Below are 16,391 nucleotides of genomic sequence, written 5' to 3'. Positions count from 1 at the left end.
CTACGCAGGAGAGGCGAGCCCGCCAGCCCCGCATTCAGGCAGTGTCTTGGCCCAAGCGGGGTCATAGCAGGAGGGGTGGTCACATGACGTTGCGCGTGGGGGTGGTCGGAGCCGGGTACTGGGGCCCCAACCTCGTCAGGAGCTTTCGGGGGAGTCCTGAATGGGACCTGGTGGCGGTCTGTGACGTCGATCGCGAACGCGCCGACCGGGTGATCGGCGACCGGAGCACCGTGGAGGTGGAGACGTCGTTCGAGGCCCTCCTGACACGGCCCGACATCGACGCAGTGGCGGTGGCCACTCCCGCGGACACCCACTGCTGGATGGCGATGGCCGCCCTCGACGCGGGCAAGCACGTCCTGGTGGAGAAGCCGCTCGCGTCCACGCGGGTCGACGCCGAGCACATGGTCGCACGGGCCGAGGAGCTCGGCCTGGTGCTGATGTGCGACCACACCTACTGCTACACCCCGGCCGTGCAGCACCTGCGCGCGCAGGTGCACAGCGGTGAGCTGGGCGACATCCTGTTCGTCGACTCGGTGCGCATCAACCTCGGGCTGGTGAGACCGGATGTCGACGTCTTCTGGGACCTGGCCCCCCACGACCTGTCCATCCTCGACTTCGTCCTGCCGCAGGGGTTGTCCGCCCGCGAGGTCTCGGCCCGGGGTTCGGACCCCATCGGCAACGGACGGTCCTGCCTGGGCTACCTCACCATGCCGCTCGACGGGGGTGCCATCGCCAACATCCACGTGAACTGGTTGAGTCCCACCAAGATCCGGCACATGATCATCGGCGGAAGTCGCAAGACGGTCGTCTGGGACGACCTCAACCCCCAGCAGCGGCTCGCGGTCTACGACCGTGGCGTGGACCTGGACCTCATGTCCGACTCCGACGACGCGGCCGAGAAGCGCCTGGTGAACGTCAACTACCGCCTCGGTGACATGCACGCGCCTGCACTGCCCGAGCGCGAGGCGCTGGGCGTGATGGCAGGCGAGTTCGCCGCGGCGATCACGCAGGGGCGGCCGCCGTTGACCGACGGCTGGGCCGGCCTGAGGGTGCTCGCCGTCCTGGAGGCGGCCTCGGAGAGCCAGCGCCGTGCCGGGGCGATGGCGCCGGTGAGCATGCCGCACGGTCGCGAGCTCACCCCGGCAACGCTGCACGCGGGATCTCGGGGTGCGCGGTGAGTGCGCTCCACGGGGCCGCGGTGCTCGTCACCGGAGGAGCGGGGACGATCGGCTCCACCATCGTGGACCAGCTCCTCGACGCCGGCGTCGCGCACGTCGACGTCCTGGACAACCTGGTGCGGGGTCGTCGCGAGAACCTCACCACCGCGCTGGCGTCCGGGCGGGTCAGCCTCGTCGAGGGCGATCTTCGTGACCGCGACCTGGTGCACGACCTCACCCGGGGCAAGGACCTCGTCTTCCACCAGGCGGCCATCCGCATCACCCAGTGTGCCGAGGAGCCCCGCCTTGCACTCGAGGTGCTCGTCGACGGCACGTTCACCGTGCTCGAGGCTGCCGCCCAGCAGGCGGTGGGCAAGCTGGTCTTCGCCTCGTCGGCCTCGGTGTACGGGCTCGCCGAGTCGTTCCCGACCGGCGAGCGTCACCACCACCACAACAACGACACCTTCTACGGGGCCGCGAAGTCCTTCAACGAGGGCATGGCGCGCAGCTTCCGGGCCATGAGCGGGCTGGACTACGTGGGGTTGCGTTACTTCAACGTCTACGGGCCGCGCATGGACGTGCACGGTCTCTACACGGAGGTGCTGGTCCGGTGGATGGAACGCATCGCCGATGGCCAGCCCCCCCTGATCTTCGGTGACGGACAGCAGACGATGGACTTCGTCTTCACGCGCGACATCGCGCGGGCCAACGTGCTCGCGGCAGCCAGCGACATGAAGGAGGGGGTCTACAACGTCGCGAGCGGCGAGGAGACGAGCCTGCTCGGGCTCGCCCGGGCCCTGCTGCGGGCGATGGACTCGGAGCTCGAGGTGCAGCACGGTCCGGAGCGGGCTGTCAACGGCGTGAGCAGGCGGCTGGCCGACACCTCGGCCGCCCGGCGTGACCTGGGTTTCACGGCCCGGGTCGGCCTGGAGGAGGGGCTCCGCGAGCTCGTCGACTGGTGGCAGCCCCAACGGGAAGCCGTCGCGGCCGGGCGTGAGGTGCGCGCACCATGAGACAGCCCAGCGGCGAGCACGCTGCCACGGAGAAGGACCTCGAGGTCGCGCAGCTGGTGCGCGCCGCGGCGTCAGGTGACCCGCGTGCCTGGGACCGGCTCGTCGAGCGCCATGTGGCACTGCTGTGGCACATCGCCCTCCGGCACGGGTTAAGCGAGTGGGACGCTGCCGACGTGGTCCAGACCACCTGGCTGCGCCTCTTGGAGAACATCGAGGACGTCCGCGAACCCGCCCGGGTGGCGTCCTGGCTCTCGACCACGGCGCAGCGCGAGTCGCTGCGCCACCTCGCTCACCACCAGAAGGTCGTCCCGAGCGACGACGAATCCACCTTCGACAGCCAGGACCGGCTGCAGCCGCCGCTGGACGAGGCACTGATCGCCAGGGAGCAGGCCGCCACGGCGCAGGCAGCCGTGGCGACGCTGCCCTCGACCTGGCGCTCCCTGCTCGAGCTGATGACGCAGGACCCCCCGCCCAGCTACGAGGCGATCAGCGCCGAGCTGGGCGTCCCGATCGGAAGCATCGGCCCGACCCGCGGCCGCTGCGTGCGCCGGCTTCGAGCGATGGTGGCGATGTAGATGACGAGGCACCGGTTCCGTGTCGCCGCAGCACTCCTCGCGCTGTTCGTCCTCTCCCTGGTCCTATCGGTCCAGGTCGCCCAGGCCCCCTCAGCGGCCGCCGCCGACCCGTGCGCCGCACCAGTGGTGAACCCGATCGCCTGCGAGAACACCAAGGCGGGTACGCCGGCCAGCGACTGGGACATCAGCGGCGCAGGGTCGTCAACGATCCAGGGTTTCGCCACGACGATCAGCGTGAACCCGGGTGACACCGTCCGGTTCAAGATCAACACCCCTTCAAGGGCATACCACTTCGACATCCTGCGGCTGGGCTACTACTCGGGCAACGGTGCGCGGAAGCTGGCCGCCAACCTCAAGCCGTCGGCGGTCCTGCCGCAGACCCAGCCGTCGTGCCTGGCGCCCCAGGACTCGACGGGCTTGGTCGACTGCGGCAACTGGGCGGTCTCCGCGTCGTGGACGGTGCCGACCACCGCGGTCTCGGGCATCTACATCGCCCACCTCGTCCGGGAGGACGCCACCGGCGGCAGCCACATCACCTTCATCGTCCGGGACGACTCGAGCCACTCAGGCATCCTGTTCCAGACGTCGGACGAGACGTGGCAGGCGTACAACACCTACGGCGGCAACAGCCTCTACACGTGCTCGGGGAGCTGCCCGGCGGGGAGCCCGGCGGCATACAAGGGCGCGGCCAAGGTCTCCTACAACCGTCCGTTCCACACGGCGGAGGACGACTCGGGCGGTCGCAGCTGGGTGAGGTACGCCGAGTACCCCATGATCCGGTTCCTGGAGGCCAACGGCTACGACCTGTCGTATACGACGGGGATGGATGTCGGCACGTCGGCCGGAGGGTCGTTGCTCAACAACCACAAGGTGTTCCTGTCGGTAGGTCACGACGAGTACTGGTCGGGGACGCAGCGCGCGAACGTGGAGGCCGCCCGGGACCGCGGGTTGAACCTCGCGTTCTTCAGCGGCAACGAGGTCTTTTGGAAGACGAGGACGGAAGCCAGCGTCGACGGCACGAACACGCCGAACCGGACGCTGGTGGCCTACAAGGACACCCACTACGACGGCCAGGCGGACCCGGTCGCCTGGACGGGCACCTGGCAGGACCCGCGGTACAGTCCCCCCGGCGACGGGGGGAAGCCCCAGAACGCACTCACCGGTCAGCTGTTCCAGGTGAACTCCGGCACCACCGACATCCGGGTGCCGGCGCAGTACTCCAAGCTGCGGTTCTGGCGGAACACCGGTGTTGCCGGCCTGTCGACCGGCCAGACGCTCACGCTGGGATCCGGGCTGGGTACGCTCGGTTACGAGTGGGACGTGGACCCGGACAACGGATTCCGTCCAGCGGGTGCGTTCAGGATGTCCTCCACGACCTCCACGTCGGCTGAGATCTTCACCGACTACGGCAGCACCACCCAGGCCGGCGGCACCGCGACCCACAACCTCACCCTGTACCGGGCACCTAGCGGGGCCCTGGTGTTCGGTGCCGGTACGGTGCAGTGGTCCTTCGGCCTCGACCCCGGCTCAACCCCCGACCGCACCATGCAGCAGGCCACGGTGAACCTGTTCGCGGACATGGGTGTCCAGCCGTACGCCCTGCTGGCAGGGCTCACCACGGCGACGGCGTCCACCGACCTGACCGCCCCGACCTCAGCGATCACCAGTCCTGCAGGTGGTGGGACCGTCGGCGACGGCGGGAAGGTCACCATCAGCGGCACAGCCACTGACAGCGGTGGTGGCGTGGTGGCGGGCGTCGAGGTGTCGACGGACAACGGCAAGACCTGGCACCCTGCGAGCGGCACGACGAGCTGGACCTACAGCTGGGTCGCGCACGGCAACCCGAGCACCACGATCAGGTCCCGCGCCGTGGACGACAGCGGCAACCTCGAGACAGCGGGCGCGGGGGCCACGCTCAACGTCAGCTGCAACTGCTCCGTCTGGGGCACCGGCGCGACCCCCACCCTGGCCGACTCGGGGAGCGCCAGCGCTGTGGAGGTAGGCGTCAAGTTCAGGTCCGACGTCTCGGGCGTGGTCAACGGCCTCCGCTTCTTCAAGTCCGCCAAGAACACCGGCACGCACGTCGGCACCCTCTGGACCGCATCGGGGACCAAGATCGCGTCGGCGACGTTCACGAACGAGAGCGCCGCTGGTTGGCAGCAGGTCTCCTTCACCACGCCCGTCGCCATCAACGCGAACACCACGTACGTAGCGTCCTACTTCGCGCCGGTCGGGCACACGGCCCAGGACGACGACTACATGTACAACGCACCGGCACCGGACCCGTACGCCAGCGGCATCATGGACAGCCCGCCCCTGCACGCGCTGCGGAACGTCAACGGGACCAGCAACGGCGTCTACCGCACCTCCGCGACCAGCGCGTTCCCGAGCACCAGCGTCAGCGCGCGCAACTACTGGGTCGACGTGATGTTCAACCCCAACGGCGGACCGGCGACGGTGCCGGGGGCGCCCTCCGCCGTGTCCGCCACCGCCGGCGACGCCTCTGCGCAGGTGACCTGGACCGTCCCGCCCGACGGCGGCAACGCCATCGCCAGCTACACCGTCACGCCGTACATCGGCACCACGGCCCAGACGCCCACCACGGTCGGTGGCACGATCTCCGACCCGGTCGTCACGGTCAACGGGCTGACGAACGGCACGACGTACACCTTCAAGGTGTCCGCCACGAACTCGGTGGGGACGGGTCCTGCCTCCGCCGCGTCGAACGCGGTCACGCCCTCCAAGACGAGCTGCACCGCGTGCACCATCTGGTCGCCCACCGCCGTTCCGAACACGCCGGACCAGGGGGACCCCAACGCGATCGAGATCGGCACGAAGTTCAAGGCCGACGTGAACGGCCAGATCAAGGGGATCCGCTTCTACAAGGCCGGCACCAGCACCGGCACCCACGTCGCCAGCCTCTGGACGGCAGCGGGAGCCAAGCTCGCCTCCGCCACCGTGACGGGCGAGAGTGCCTCGGGGTGGCAGCAGGTCGCCTTCGCCGCACCGGTCACCATCACGGCAGGAGCGGTGTACGTCGCGTCGTACTTCGCGCCAGGGGGCCACTACGCCGCGGACAGCGGCTACTTCGCCGCCTCGGGTGTCGACAACGGACTGTTGCACGCGTTGCGCGACGGGGTGAGCGGCGGCAACGGGGTGTACCGGTACTCCAGCACCAGCGCCTTCCCGACCAGCACCTTCAACTCCGAGAACTACTGGGTCGACGTCGTGTTCTCCACCGCCGCCGCCACGGCGCCCGCAGCACCGACGGGGGTGACGGCCACCGCAGCGGACAAGGCGGCCAGCGTGTCCTGGACCGCGCCTTCCGACGGCGGCAGTGAGATCACGGACTACACGGTCACGCCGTACGTCGGCACCGTCGCGCAGACGCCGGTGACGGTGACGGGCAACCCGCCGGTGACGACGGCCTCGGTCACCGGCCTCACGAACGGCACGGCGTACACCTTCACGGTGACCGCCACGAATGCCGTCGGCACAGGTCCGCAGTCGGCGCCCTCGAACGCCGTCACGCCAGCAGCACCAACCGTTCCCGGAGCTCCGTCCGCGGTGACTGCCGCGGCCGGAGGCTCGTCGGCATCGGTGTCGTGGACGGCACCGACGAACGGTGGCAGCGCGATCACGGGTTACACGGTCACGCCGTACGTCGGTGCGGTCGCGCAGGCGGCGGTGACGGTGTCGGGGGCCCCGCCGGCGACGACCACGACGGTCACCGGCCTGACGAACGGGACGTCGTACACGTTCACGGTGGCGGCGACGAACGCGGTGGGTACGGGTCCGCAGTCGCCAGCATCGAACGCCGTCACACCCAGCGGCACCGCGGCACCGGACGCCCCCACGAACGTGGCTGCGACGGCGGGTGACGCGTCGGCGTCGGTGTCGTGGGCGGTGCCGTCCAACGGTGGAAGTGCGATCACGGGCTACACGGTCACGCCGTACGTCGGTGCGGTCGCGCAGGCGGCGGTGACGGTGACGGGCAACCCGCCGGTGACGACTGCGACGGTGAGTGGGTTGACGAACGGGACGTCGTACACGTTCACGGTGGCGGCGACGAACGCGGCGGGTACGGGTGCGCAGTCGGTGGCTTCGAACGTGGTGACGCCGGCGGCGGCCAGCTGTACCGGGTGCACGATCTGGTCGTCGTCGGCGACGCCGGCCACGGCCAGTGCGGCGGACTCGTCGTCGTTGGAGCTGGGGGTGAAGTTCAAGGCTGACGTGGATGGCTGGGTCACCGGGGTGCGGTTCTATAAGGGGACGGCGAACACGGGTACGCACATGGGGAGCCTTTGGTCGTTGACGGGTACGAAGCTGGCTTCTGCGACGTTCACGTCCGAGTCGGCTTCGGGGTGGCAGCAGGTCAACTTCGCCTCGCCGGTGGCGGTCACCGCTGGGACGGTGTACGTGGCGTCGTACTTCGCCCCGAACGGTCACTACGCCGCTGATGGTGGGTACTTCAGCGCCTCGGGGGTCGACAACGCGCCGCTTCACGCACTGAGGGACGGGGTCAGTGGTGGCAACGCGGTCTACACGTACGGCAGCGTCAGCAGCTTCCCGAGCAGCACGTACGGCTCGACGAACTACTGGGTCGATGTCGTCTTCTCCACCGGTGCAGCCACCGTGCCTGGTGCGCCGAGCGCGGTGACGGCGACGGCGGGTGACGCGTCGGCGTCGGTGTCGTGGGCGGTGCCGTCCAACGGTGGAAGTGCGATCACGGGCTACACGGTCACGCCGTACGTCGGTGCGGTCGCGCAGGCGGCGGTGACGGTGACGGGCAACCCGCCGGTGACGACTGCGACGGTGAGTGGGTTGACGAACGGGACGTCGTACACGTTCACGGTGGCGGCGACGAACGCGGCGGGTACGGGTGCGCAGTCGGTGGCTTCGAACGTGGTGACGCCGGCGGCGGCCAGCTGTACCGGGTGCACGATCTGGTCGTCGTCGGCGACGCCGGCCACGGCCAGTGCGGCGGACTCGTCGTCGTTGGAGCTGGGGGTGAAGTTCAAGGCTGACGTGGATGGCTGGGTCACCGGGGTGCGGTTCTATAAGGGGACGGCGAACACGGGTACGCACATGGGGAGCCTTTGGTCGTTGACGGGTACGAAGCTGGCTTCTGCGACGTTCACGTCCGAGTCGGCTTCGGGGTGGCAGCAGGTCAACTTCGCCTCGCCGGTGGCGGTCACCGCTGGGACGGTGTACGTGGCGTCGTACTTCGCCCCGAACGGTCACTACGCCGCTGATGGTGGGTACTTCAGCGCCTCGGGGGTCGACAACGCGCCGCTTCACGCACTGAGGGACGGGGTCAGTGGTGGCAACGCGGTCTACACGTACGGCAGCGTCAGCAGCTTCCCGAGCAGCACGTACGGCTCGACGAACTACTGGGTCGATGTCGTCTTCTCCACCGGTGCAGCCACCGTGCCTGGTGCGCCGAGCGCGGTGACGGCGACGGCGGGTGACGCGTCGGCGTCGGTGTCGTGGGCGGTGCCGTCCAACGGTGGAAGTGCGATCACGGGCTACACGGTCACGCCGTACGTCGGTGCGGTCGCGCAGGCGGCGGTGACGGTGACGGGCAACCCGCCGGTGACGACTGCGACGGTGAGTGGGTTGACGAACGGGACGTCGTACACGTTCACGGTGGCGGCGACGAACGCGGCGGGTACGGGTGCGCAGTCGGTGGCTTCGAACGTGGTGACGCCGGCGGCGGCCAGCTGTACCGGGTGCACGATCTGGTCGTCGTCGGCGACGCCGGCCACGGCCAGTGCGGCGGACTCGTCGTCGTTGGAGCTGGGGGTGAAGTTCAAGGCTGACGTGGATGGCTGGGTCACCGGGGTGCGGTTCTATAAGGGGACGGCGAACACGGGTACGCACATGGGGAGCCTTTGGTCGTTGACGGGTACGAAGCTGGCTTCTGCGACGTTCACGTCCGAGTCGGCTTCGGGGTGGCAGCAGGTCAACTTCGCCTCGCCGGTGGCGGTCACCGCTGGGACGGTGTACGTGGCGTCGTACTTCGCCCCGAACGGTCACTACGCCGCTGATGGTGGGTACTTCAGCGCCTCGGGGGTCGACAACGCGCCGCTTCACGCACTGAGGGACGGGGTCAGTGGTGGCAACGCGGTCTACACGTACGGCAGCGTCAGCAGCTTCCCGAGCAGCACGTACGGCTCGACGAACTACTGGGTCGATGTCGTCTTCTCCACGAAGTAGGCGATGGGCGGCAAGAGGAGCTGTCGCCGAAAGGATGGGGTCGTGTCGAGGACGACGATGACGGTTGTCGTGGCGGGCGTGCTGCTCGTCGCAGCCGCCTTGGCCGCTGCTCTGGCGGCGGGGACGACGGGTGACGGAGGCGGCGCCGCGAGGCCGGTGACTGGAGCCGCCCAGAGCAACGACGTGTCGGCCCCGTCGGACGTCAGGGTGCGTGCGGCGGACGAGCAGCTCGTCGGGGCGGCCCCGGCCAGGTCGAAGGGCAGGGCGGTCTGCGGCCGGCCCGCGCTCCGGTCGCCCTGGCGGTACGCCGGCCGGCCGGGCCCCTACCGTTCGGGCACGTCGGGACTCCCCACGTTCGGCAGGCCCGGCACCGACTTCCCCGCAGCGACGCGTGGCGCCGTGCTGCCGCCCCAGGACAAGGACTACCAGAACTGGGAGCTCAGCCCCCGCACGGTCTACTACCTCGCGCCAGGCACGCACCGCGGCAGCTTCAGCGCCAGCTCGGGTGACGTCTTCGTCGGGGGGTGGGCGGATGGTGTCGGGGCCACCCTCGACGGCGGGTACACCAGGCCTGTGGCGATCGACAGCAACATCAGCACGGGAGAGCAGCCGGGGGTCACCATCGCCTACCTCACCATCGAGAAGTTCGCGCCCCCCGTCGACCAGACCGCCATCAACCAGACGGGCAACTCCGGATGGAAGCTGCTGCACAGCACGGTCACGCTCAACGTCCCCGGTGGCGGCATGTTCGCAGCCAGCGACAACATCCTGCGCGACAGCTGCCTGACGCAGAACGGGCAGTACGGCTTCCAGTCCGCCCAGACGCTGAGGGGCGACTCGCTGACCGGTGGTCCGTACAACGTGTGGGTCGAGAACAACGAGATCAGCTACAACGACACCTGTGACCTCTCCGGACTGCTGGACAACCCCGGCCTGGGCTGGCGCAACCACAACCCCGTGCCGAAACGCTTCCGCAACGCGCACTGCGGCACCGTGAAGGGGAACGGCAACCAGGGCGGCTTCAAGCTGTGGGGGACCAACGGCGTGATGATCAGGAGCAACTGGATCCACCACAACTGGGGAGTGGGTGGCTGGGCCGACACCAACAACGCCAACACCACCTGGACGGCCAACACCATCACCGACAATGAGAACGGGGCCATCTGGGAGGAGACCTCCTACAACTTCTCCATCACCGACAACTGGATCGCGCGCAACAACCTCACCGACGGGCCCGGCAACCCCAACTTCCCCATGGCCGCCATCTACATCTCCGAATCGGGCAGTGACAGCAAGAACGCGGGAGTCCCCACCTGCGCCATGGCCTCGTGCAAGGCCTCCGGGATGCCCGGCCACCCGAAGCGCTCCGTCATCGCCGCCAACACCCTGGTGGACAACGGCGGCGGGGTCTTCCTGTGGCAGAACTCGAACCGTCACTGCAGCGACGGTTTCGACGGCGGCTGCACGCTCCTGAAGGGCGGTGCCAAGGGGCCGTTCAGTGTGAAGGGCTGCGAGGCCAACCTTCCCGGTGCCCGGATCAACCGCACCACGTGGAGGGGCGAGGTCACCGGTTCCCCACCGCAGGACTACTGGGACGGCTGTATGTGGCAGACCCAGAACGTCGACGTCACGCACAACCGCATCGACTTCAACCCCTCGCACATCGCCGGTTGCACTCCCAAGGTCTGGCCGGCGTGCGGGGCCAACGGCGTGTTCAGCCAGTTCGGCGGGCCCAACAGCAGTGCGGGAGGGGGCGACGTGCCCACACAGGTCACCTTCGCCCAGGGAAACCGCTGGTCCCACAACGTCTACAACGGTCCGTCCACCTTCTACGCCTGGAGCCAGGGCAACCACGACAACCCGGTGACCTGGACGCAGTGGACCGGGTCGGTCAGCAAAGGAGACAGGTGCACCTCGTCTGTCTCACGCCACGGGGGGAGCTGCACCGGACCGTTCGGGCAGGATGCCGGCAGCGTCGTGCGGGGCGTGCGGTGAGCCCGGCAGACACACGTCCGTGGTGGGGGCACACAGCGCCACGCAGAGCGACGAGAGGTCGTGTCATGGGTTCGGTCAGCGTGGTCATCCCGTGCTACAACTACGGCCACTTCCTGGAGGCGGCGGTCCGCAGCGTCCTGGACGACCAACCCGGCGTGGAGGTGCGCGTCCTCATCATCGACGACGCGTCGCCCGACGGGAGCGCCGACGTGGCCCGGAGGGTCGCCGCCCGCGAGCCGCGTGTCGAGGTGCTCGCGCACGAGGCCAACAAGGGCAACATCGCCACGTTCAACGAGGGTCTGCTCGAGTGGGCTGATGGCGACTACTGCCTCTTGATGTCGGCTGACGACCTCGCCACGCCCGGCGCCCTGGCCCGGGCCCGCGACCTGCTTGACGCCCATCCTGAGGTTGGCTTCGTGTACGGCCGAGCGCTGTGGGTCAACGACGGCGCGCCGCTGCCCACGCCTCGGACGCGGGTTCGAGGATGGTCGGTCTGGTCCGGGCAGTGGTGGCTCGACCGGAGGTTCCGGGACGGCGAGAACCCCATCAGCGCGCCCGCTGTGGTGGTGCGGACCGCCCTTCAGCAGCGGGTCGGTGGGTACGACCCGCAACTCCCCAGAGCCGCGGACATGGAGATGTTCATGCGGCTCGCCGCCCATGGGGATGTCGGCTTCCTGCGTGGTGTCGACCAGGCGTTCTACCGTCTGCATGGCAAGAACATGCACCAGGCCGTGAGCCCGCTGATGGACCTGGAGCAGCGGAAGTCAGTCTTCGACGTCTGTCTGAAGCGCTACGGCGACAGGCTGGCGGAGCGCGGTGTCGCGGCCGAGGCCGTGAAGGCGCAGCTGGCACGCGAAGCGCTGTGGGCAGCAGGCCGCGTATACCAGCCCGGTCGTCTGCGCCGAAGCCGCGTCGGTCACCGATTGTTGGGCGCCGGGTCGGGTGTGGAAACCGCAGACGTCGAGGGACTGACGCGTTTCGCCGCCGACTGCTGGCCCGAAGTGAAGCGGCTTGCTCTCTACCGCATCATCGAGGCCCAAGGGCGGCTCGGTGGGCGCGAGGTGGGGTTCATGCTGGGTCAGAAGGGTCGTTGGTGGCTAAGGCGCCGGTCGTGGACCTACCGCGGCTACTGAGTGCACGACTCGGCGGACGCAGGACGCTCAGTCCTTGCGGCGCCGCTCGAGCGCCTCGAGGAACGCCATCAGAGCATTGGCGCTGGCCGTAGGCGACATCTCTGCGGCTCGCGCCAGGCCCAGTGTCGAGTAGTGCGAGCGCAGAGCGGGATCAAGCATCTGCTCCATCGCCTCGACCAGCGCTGGGCGGTCGCCGCGTGGAACGAGCATGCCGAACGCGCCGGAGTCGGTGACGAAGCGTGGGCCACCTCCCAGGGAGTCCGCCGCAACCACAGGGCAGCCCGTGCTCATGGCCTCGGTCAGCACCTGGGCGAAGCCGTCTTCGTCAGAGGGATGGACCAGTGCCCATGCTCGTGTGGCGAACTGGAGGGGGTCGTCGATCCAGCCCACGGTCTCGGCGCTCTGGGTCAGCCCGAGTGCGCGGATGCGCTCGTCTGCGGCAGCCCGTTCGGGTCCTTCCCCAAGTACCAACAGCTTGGTGTCGTGGTGACGTCTGACCTCTGCGAAGGCGTCGATGAGCAGATCCACCCGTTTGAACCACAACATGTTCGAGACGTTGATGAAGACAGGGGGTCCCCCGTCCACCAGCCAGCGGTGGGGCGGCGGACCCACCGGTCCTCCGAAGCCTGGGATCGGGTTCGGCACGAGGGCTGTCGATGCGGCGTCCAGGCTGCACCAACGGACGACGTTGTCGCGAACAGTCGGCGACGGTGCGATGACGCCGTCGGCGAATCGATAGGTGAGGCGGGCCACCCACTTGTTGTCGAGCTTGTTGCTGCGATGCGCCAGCTGGACGAGGTGGTCCTGAACGAGGACCAGGTGTCCGCCCCAGCCGCCACGAAGGCGCGCGGCCCCTGCAGACGCCAGACCCGCGAAGTTGGCATGGACCTGACGAGTGATCAGCACGTCGGGGGCGTGGGAGCGCAGGTACGTCGCCAGGCCCGGCACCAGCCGCGATGCCCTGTCCGCCTCGAGGCGGTGCACGGCCACCTCGTCCGGCAGCCACGGTGGCGCGGGGTCGTCGCTGTAGCTGACGAGCTCGACCTCCGCTCGACCCGTCTGGACGAGGCCAAGGGCAAGACGGCTCGCTGCGTTGCCGTGCGCCCGCTTGCTCGGGCTGTCCACGAGGAAGGCCACTCGGAGAGTCATGTGCACCTGCGCTGGAACGTGTCGTCAGACCCCGCGTCACGGCCGCTGTCACCAGTCCCTGTGGTCAGCGGGCGTGCGCGCCTGGACAACGTACCAGCGCAGTGCCGGGCGGGTCACCGATTCGGCTGGCGCACGGCGCACGCATTTCCGTCTTCCGTTGCGGCTCATCGGTATCACCGGCAGTAGCTCACCGCTCTTCTGACTGAGGGCGCTGTTCAGGGTGGGGGCGCGAGGCTCGAACGAGGACTCGGCAGGGGGAAGCTGTGAGCGAGGACCGGCAGGGTGCCACGAGGGGCCTCAAGGCCTTTCTGCTGGCTGCCGGTCTCGGCACCCGGCTCCGGCCCATCACGGACTCCCGTCCCAAGTGCCTCGTCGAGGTCGGCGGCCGGACCATGCTGGACATCTGGCTGGACGCACTGGCCGCGGCCGGCGTCGACGAGGTCCTGGTCAACACCCACCACCTGGCACCCCTCGTCGCGGCGCAGGTGGTCGAACGTCGGCAGTCTGCGCCGGTGGTGCGCGTCAGCCATGAGCCGCAGCTGCTCGGCAGCGCAGGAACCCTGCTGGCCAACCGCAAGCTCGTCGAGGACGAGGAGATGTTCCTCGTCGTCAATGCCGACAACCTCACCGACTTCGACCTGCGGCAGCTCATCGACGGGCACCGTGCGGGTGGGGCCGTGGCGACCTGGTCGGTCTTCCGTGCCCCACGACCGTCGGAGTGCGGGGTCGTGGAGGTCGACGACGACGGCTGGGTCATCGGTTTCACCGAGAAGCCTCCGGCACCGCGGGGCGACCTCGCCAACGCCGGCATGTATGCCTTCGGTCCGCAGGTGCTGGAGGAGATCAGTACGCCGCTCCCGCGAGACATCGGCTTCGACCTGCTGGGGCGCCTGGTGGGCCGGGCCCGAGCGGTCGACATCGGCGACAGCTACTTCATCGACATCGGCACGCCGGCAGCCCTCGAGAGCGCCCGTCAGCACCGGGGGAGGGTGACCGCATGATCATCACGCAGACGCCGCTGCGAGTCGGTCTGGTGGGTGGTGGCACCGACCTCCCTGACTTCTACCGCGAGCACGGTGGTCGGGTGCTGAACGCGGCCATCGACAAGTACGTCTACGTGGTCGTCAAGCAGCGCTTCGACGACGACATCTACGTCAACTACTCCGCCAAGGAGATCGTCTCGCGGGTCGAGGACCTGGAGCACGAGCTCGTGCGAGAGGCGTTGCACATGACCGGGATCCGCGGAGGTCTCGAGATCACGACGCTCGCCGACATCCCGTCGGCCGGGTCGGGCCTGGGTTCCTCCTCGGCGGTCACCGTGGGGCTGCTGCACGCGCTCTTCGCCTACCGAGGACGCCAGGTCCCCGCGGAGGAGCTGGCGGAGCGAGCCTGCGCCATCGAGATCGACCGCTGTCGCAAGCCGATCGGCAAGCAGGACCAGTACGCCGCCGCGTTCGGCGGCATCTGCGACCTGAGCTTCGGGCCCGGTGACCGCGTCGTCGTCGACCAGCTGGCCCTGACCCCTGCGGTGCGCCGACAGGTCCAGGACGAGCTGCTGCTCTTCTACACCGGCACCACGCGACAGGCGAACCACATCCTCGGTGAACAACGGGCCAACATCGCCGACCGCCTCGCGCAGCTCTTCCAGCTGCGCGACCTGGCCGGCGAAGCGGCCGCCGGCCTGCGTGCAGGCGATGTCGAGGCCCTCGGTGTCTGCGTGAACAAGAGCTGGGCCGTCAAGCGTGAGCTTGCCTCCGGTGTCACCAGCACACAGATCGACGAGGCGGTCGAGGCGGCCATCGGGGCCGGCGCCACCGGGGCCAAGATCACTGGCGCGGGCGGCGGCGGCTTCCTGCTCGTGGTCTGCCCCCTGGAGAACCAGCGGTCGGTGCGGCAGCGCCTGGCCCACATGAGCGAGCTGCCCATCAAGCTCGAGCCATTCGGCTCGCGTGTCATCCTGAACGTGCACCGGGACATCTGGAGCTGACATGGACACGATCCCGGTGATGAAGCCCTGGCTCGACGACGCCGAGGCGAAGGCGGCCGCGGAGGCGGTCAGCTCAGGATGGATCGCGCAGGGGCCGCGTGTGGCCGAGTTCGAGTCCGCCTTCGCTGCCCACATCGGCGCGTCGCAGGGCGTTGCCCTGTCCTCGTGCACGACGGCCCTGCAGCTCGCCCTCCACCTGCTGGGCATCGGGCCCGGCGACGAGGTCGTGGTGCCGTCCTTCTCCTTCATCGCCACGGCGAACTGCGTCGTCCACGTCGGTGGCACCCCGGTCTTCGCGGATGTGGAACCCCAGGACGGGAACGTCAGTGTGCGCACCGTGGAGCCGACCTTGACCGGACGCACGCGCGCCGTCGTGGTCGTCGACCAGGGCGGTGTGCCGGCCGACGTCGAGCCGCTCCGGCGGCTGTGCGAGAGCCGCGGCATCCACCTCGTCGAAGACGCCGCGTGCGCGGCGGGGTCGCAGTACCGCGGAGCTCCGGTGGGTGCGAGCGGCCTGCTGGCCGCGTGGTCCTTCCACCCGCGCAAGCTGCTCACCACGGGGGAGGGAGGGATGCTCACGACGTCGGACGAGCAGGTGGCTGATCGCGCACGCCGGCTTCGCGAGCACGGCATGAACATCAGCGCTGCCACCCGTCACCAGAACCGACAGCCTGTGATCGAGAGCTACCTCGAGGTCGGGTTCAACTTCCGGATGACCGACATCCAGGCTGCGGTAGGTCTGGTGCAGCTGGCCAAGCTCGAGGAGATGGTGCAGCGTCGTCGGAGCCTCGCCGCCGGCTACCAGGCGATGCTCGCGGACGTGCCCGGCCTGCGCACCGTGCAGGACCCCGCCTGGGGGGAGTCGAACTTCCAGTCGTTCTGGGTGGAGCTGGACCACGACTTCCCGTTGACACGCAACGAGATGCTGACGGTCCTGGCCGCCGACGGAGTCTCGGCGCGTGCCGGGATCATGGCGGCACACCGTCAGCCCGCCTACCGCGGTCATGGACATGGCGACCTGTCGACCACCGAGCGGCTGACCGACAACACGCTCATCCTCCCCCTCTTCCACGCCATGACGGAGGCCGAGCAGGCCGTGGTCGTGGGCGTCATCCACCGCGCGGCGGGACTCAGGGCGGCGTGATGACCCTGCTCCCGCTTCC

At 69.1% G+C, this 16,391-nt stretch carries 10 protein-coding genes; 9 read left to right on the top strand and 1 reads right to left on the bottom strand.

Going from position 1 to position 16,391, the window contains the following annotated elements; translation table 11 throughout:
* Positions 1 to 83 precede the first annotated feature (83 nt).
* The 6 genes from ABEG17_RS05060 to ABEG17_RS05035 all read left to right on the top strand — a co-directional run bounded on the left by ABEG17_RS05060 (position 84) and on the right by ABEG17_RS05035 (position 12,092).
* Positions 84 to 1,178: a Gfo/Idh/MocA family protein gene (locus tag ABEG17_RS05060; RefSeq protein ID WP_406832196.1), complete on the top strand. Its 1,095-nt coding sequence runs from the start codon at positions 84 to 86 to the stop codon at positions 1,176 to 1,178.
* Entirely contained in the window at positions 1,175 to 2,170 is a 996-nt protein-coding gene (locus tag ABEG17_RS05055; RefSeq protein ID WP_406832195.1) for an NAD-dependent epimerase/dehydratase family protein, read from the top strand. The genes ABEG17_RS05060 and ABEG17_RS05055 overlap by 4 nt, the downstream gene beginning before the upstream one ends.
* Positions 2,167 to 2,745, top strand: a complete 579-nt coding sequence (locus ABEG17_RS05050) for an RNA polymerase sigma factor (RefSeq protein ID WP_406832194.1) — start codon at positions 2,167 to 2,169, stop codon at positions 2,743 to 2,745. The genes ABEG17_RS05055 and ABEG17_RS05050 overlap by 4 nt, the downstream gene beginning before the upstream one ends.
* Positions 2,746 to 8,964, top strand: a complete 6,219-nt coding sequence (locus tag ABEG17_RS05045) for a DUF4082 domain-containing protein (RefSeq protein ID WP_406832193.1) — start codon at positions 2,746 to 2,748, stop codon at positions 8,962 to 8,964.
* A 42-nt stretch (positions 8,965 to 9,006) separates the two neighbouring features.
* Positions 9,007 to 10,959 (top strand): right-handed parallel beta-helix repeat-containing protein, encoded by a 1,953-nt coding sequence (locus ABEG17_RS05040; protein ID WP_406832192.1) that lies wholly within the window; start codon positions 9,007 to 9,009, stop codon positions 10,957 to 10,959.
* A gap of 65 nt (positions 10,960 to 11,024) precedes the next feature.
* Positions 11,025 to 12,092 carry a glycosyltransferase gene (locus ABEG17_RS05035; RefSeq protein ID WP_406832191.1) on the top strand — a complete coding sequence of 356 codons (1,068 nt, stop codon included), beginning with the start codon at positions 11,025 to 11,027 and terminating at the stop codon, positions 12,090 to 12,092.
* Between the two features lie 27 nt (positions 12,093 to 12,119).
* Here ABEG17_RS05035 and ABEG17_RS05030 read toward each other — a convergent pair whose 3' ends face one another.
* The gene (locus ABEG17_RS05030) at positions 12,120 to 13,241 is read right to left on the bottom strand and encodes a glycosyltransferase (RefSeq protein WP_406832190.1); all 1,122 of its coding nucleotides are present in this window, start codon (positions 13,239 to 13,241) and stop codon (positions 12,120 to 12,122) included.
* 263 nt (positions 13,242 to 13,504) lie between these two features.
* On the opposite strand from ABEG17_RS05030, the gene ABEG17_RS05025 reads away from it, so the two are divergent.
* The 3 genes from ABEG17_RS05025 to ABEG17_RS05015 are packed head-to-tail and all read left to right on the top strand — an operon-like array spanning position 13,505 to position 16,372.
* Positions 13,505 to 14,242 carry an NDP-sugar synthase gene (locus ABEG17_RS05025; protein ID WP_406832189.1) on the top strand — a complete coding sequence of 246 codons (738 nt, stop codon included), beginning with the start codon at positions 13,505 to 13,507 and terminating at the stop codon, positions 14,240 to 14,242.
* Positions 14,239 to 15,228, top strand: coding sequence for a hypothetical protein (locus ABEG17_RS05020; RefSeq protein WP_406832188.1), 990 nt, complete (start codon positions 14,239 to 14,241; stop codon positions 15,226 to 15,228). The genes ABEG17_RS05025 and ABEG17_RS05020 overlap by 4 nt, the downstream gene beginning before the upstream one ends.
* 1 nt (position 15,229) lies before the next feature.
* Positions 15,230 to 16,372 carry a DegT/DnrJ/EryC1/StrS family aminotransferase gene (locus ABEG17_RS05015; RefSeq protein ID WP_406832187.1) on the top strand — a complete coding sequence of 381 codons (1,143 nt, stop codon included), beginning with the start codon at positions 15,230 to 15,232 and terminating at the stop codon, positions 16,370 to 16,372.
* Positions 16,373 to 16,391 lie beyond the last annotated feature (19 nt).

This window comes from Pedococcus sp. KACC 23699, from assembly GCF_045348425.1.
In the GTDB taxonomy this organism is placed as follows: Bacteria; Actinomycetota; Actinomycetes; order Actinomycetales; family Dermatophilaceae; genus Pedococcus.
Note: the sequence above shows the minus strand (reverse complement) of the source record. Positions and strands in the feature narration are given on the sequence as shown.

Excerpts from the sequence above, each read along its gene's own strand:
- ABEG17_RS05035 (WP_406832191.1), top strand. The coding sequence starts at position 11,025 with ATGGGTTCGGTCAGCGTGGTCATCCCGTGCTACAACTACGGCCACTTC.
- ABEG17_RS05020 (WP_406832188.1), top strand. The coding sequence starts at position 14,239 with ATGATCATCACGCAGACGCCGCTGCGAGTCGGTCTGGTGGGTGGTGGC.
- ABEG17_RS05015 (WP_406832187.1), top strand. The coding sequence starts at position 15,230 with ATGGACACGATCCCGGTGATGAAGCCCTGGCTCGACGACGCCGAGGCG.
- ABEG17_RS05045 (WP_406832193.1), top strand. The coding sequence starts at position 2,746 with ATGACGAGGCACCGGTTCCGTGTCGCCGCAGCACTCCTCGCGCTGTTC.
- ABEG17_RS05030 (WP_406832190.1), bottom strand. The coding sequence starts at position 13,241 with ATGACTCTCCGAGTGGCCTTCCTCGTGGACAGCCCGAGCAAGCGGGCG.
- ABEG17_RS05050 (WP_406832194.1), top strand. The coding sequence starts at position 2,167 with ATGAGACAGCCCAGCGGCGAGCACGCTGCCACGGAGAAGGACCTCGAG.
- ABEG17_RS05060 (WP_406832196.1), top strand. The coding sequence starts at position 84 with ATGACGTTGCGCGTGGGGGTGGTCGGAGCCGGGTACTGGGGCCCCAAC.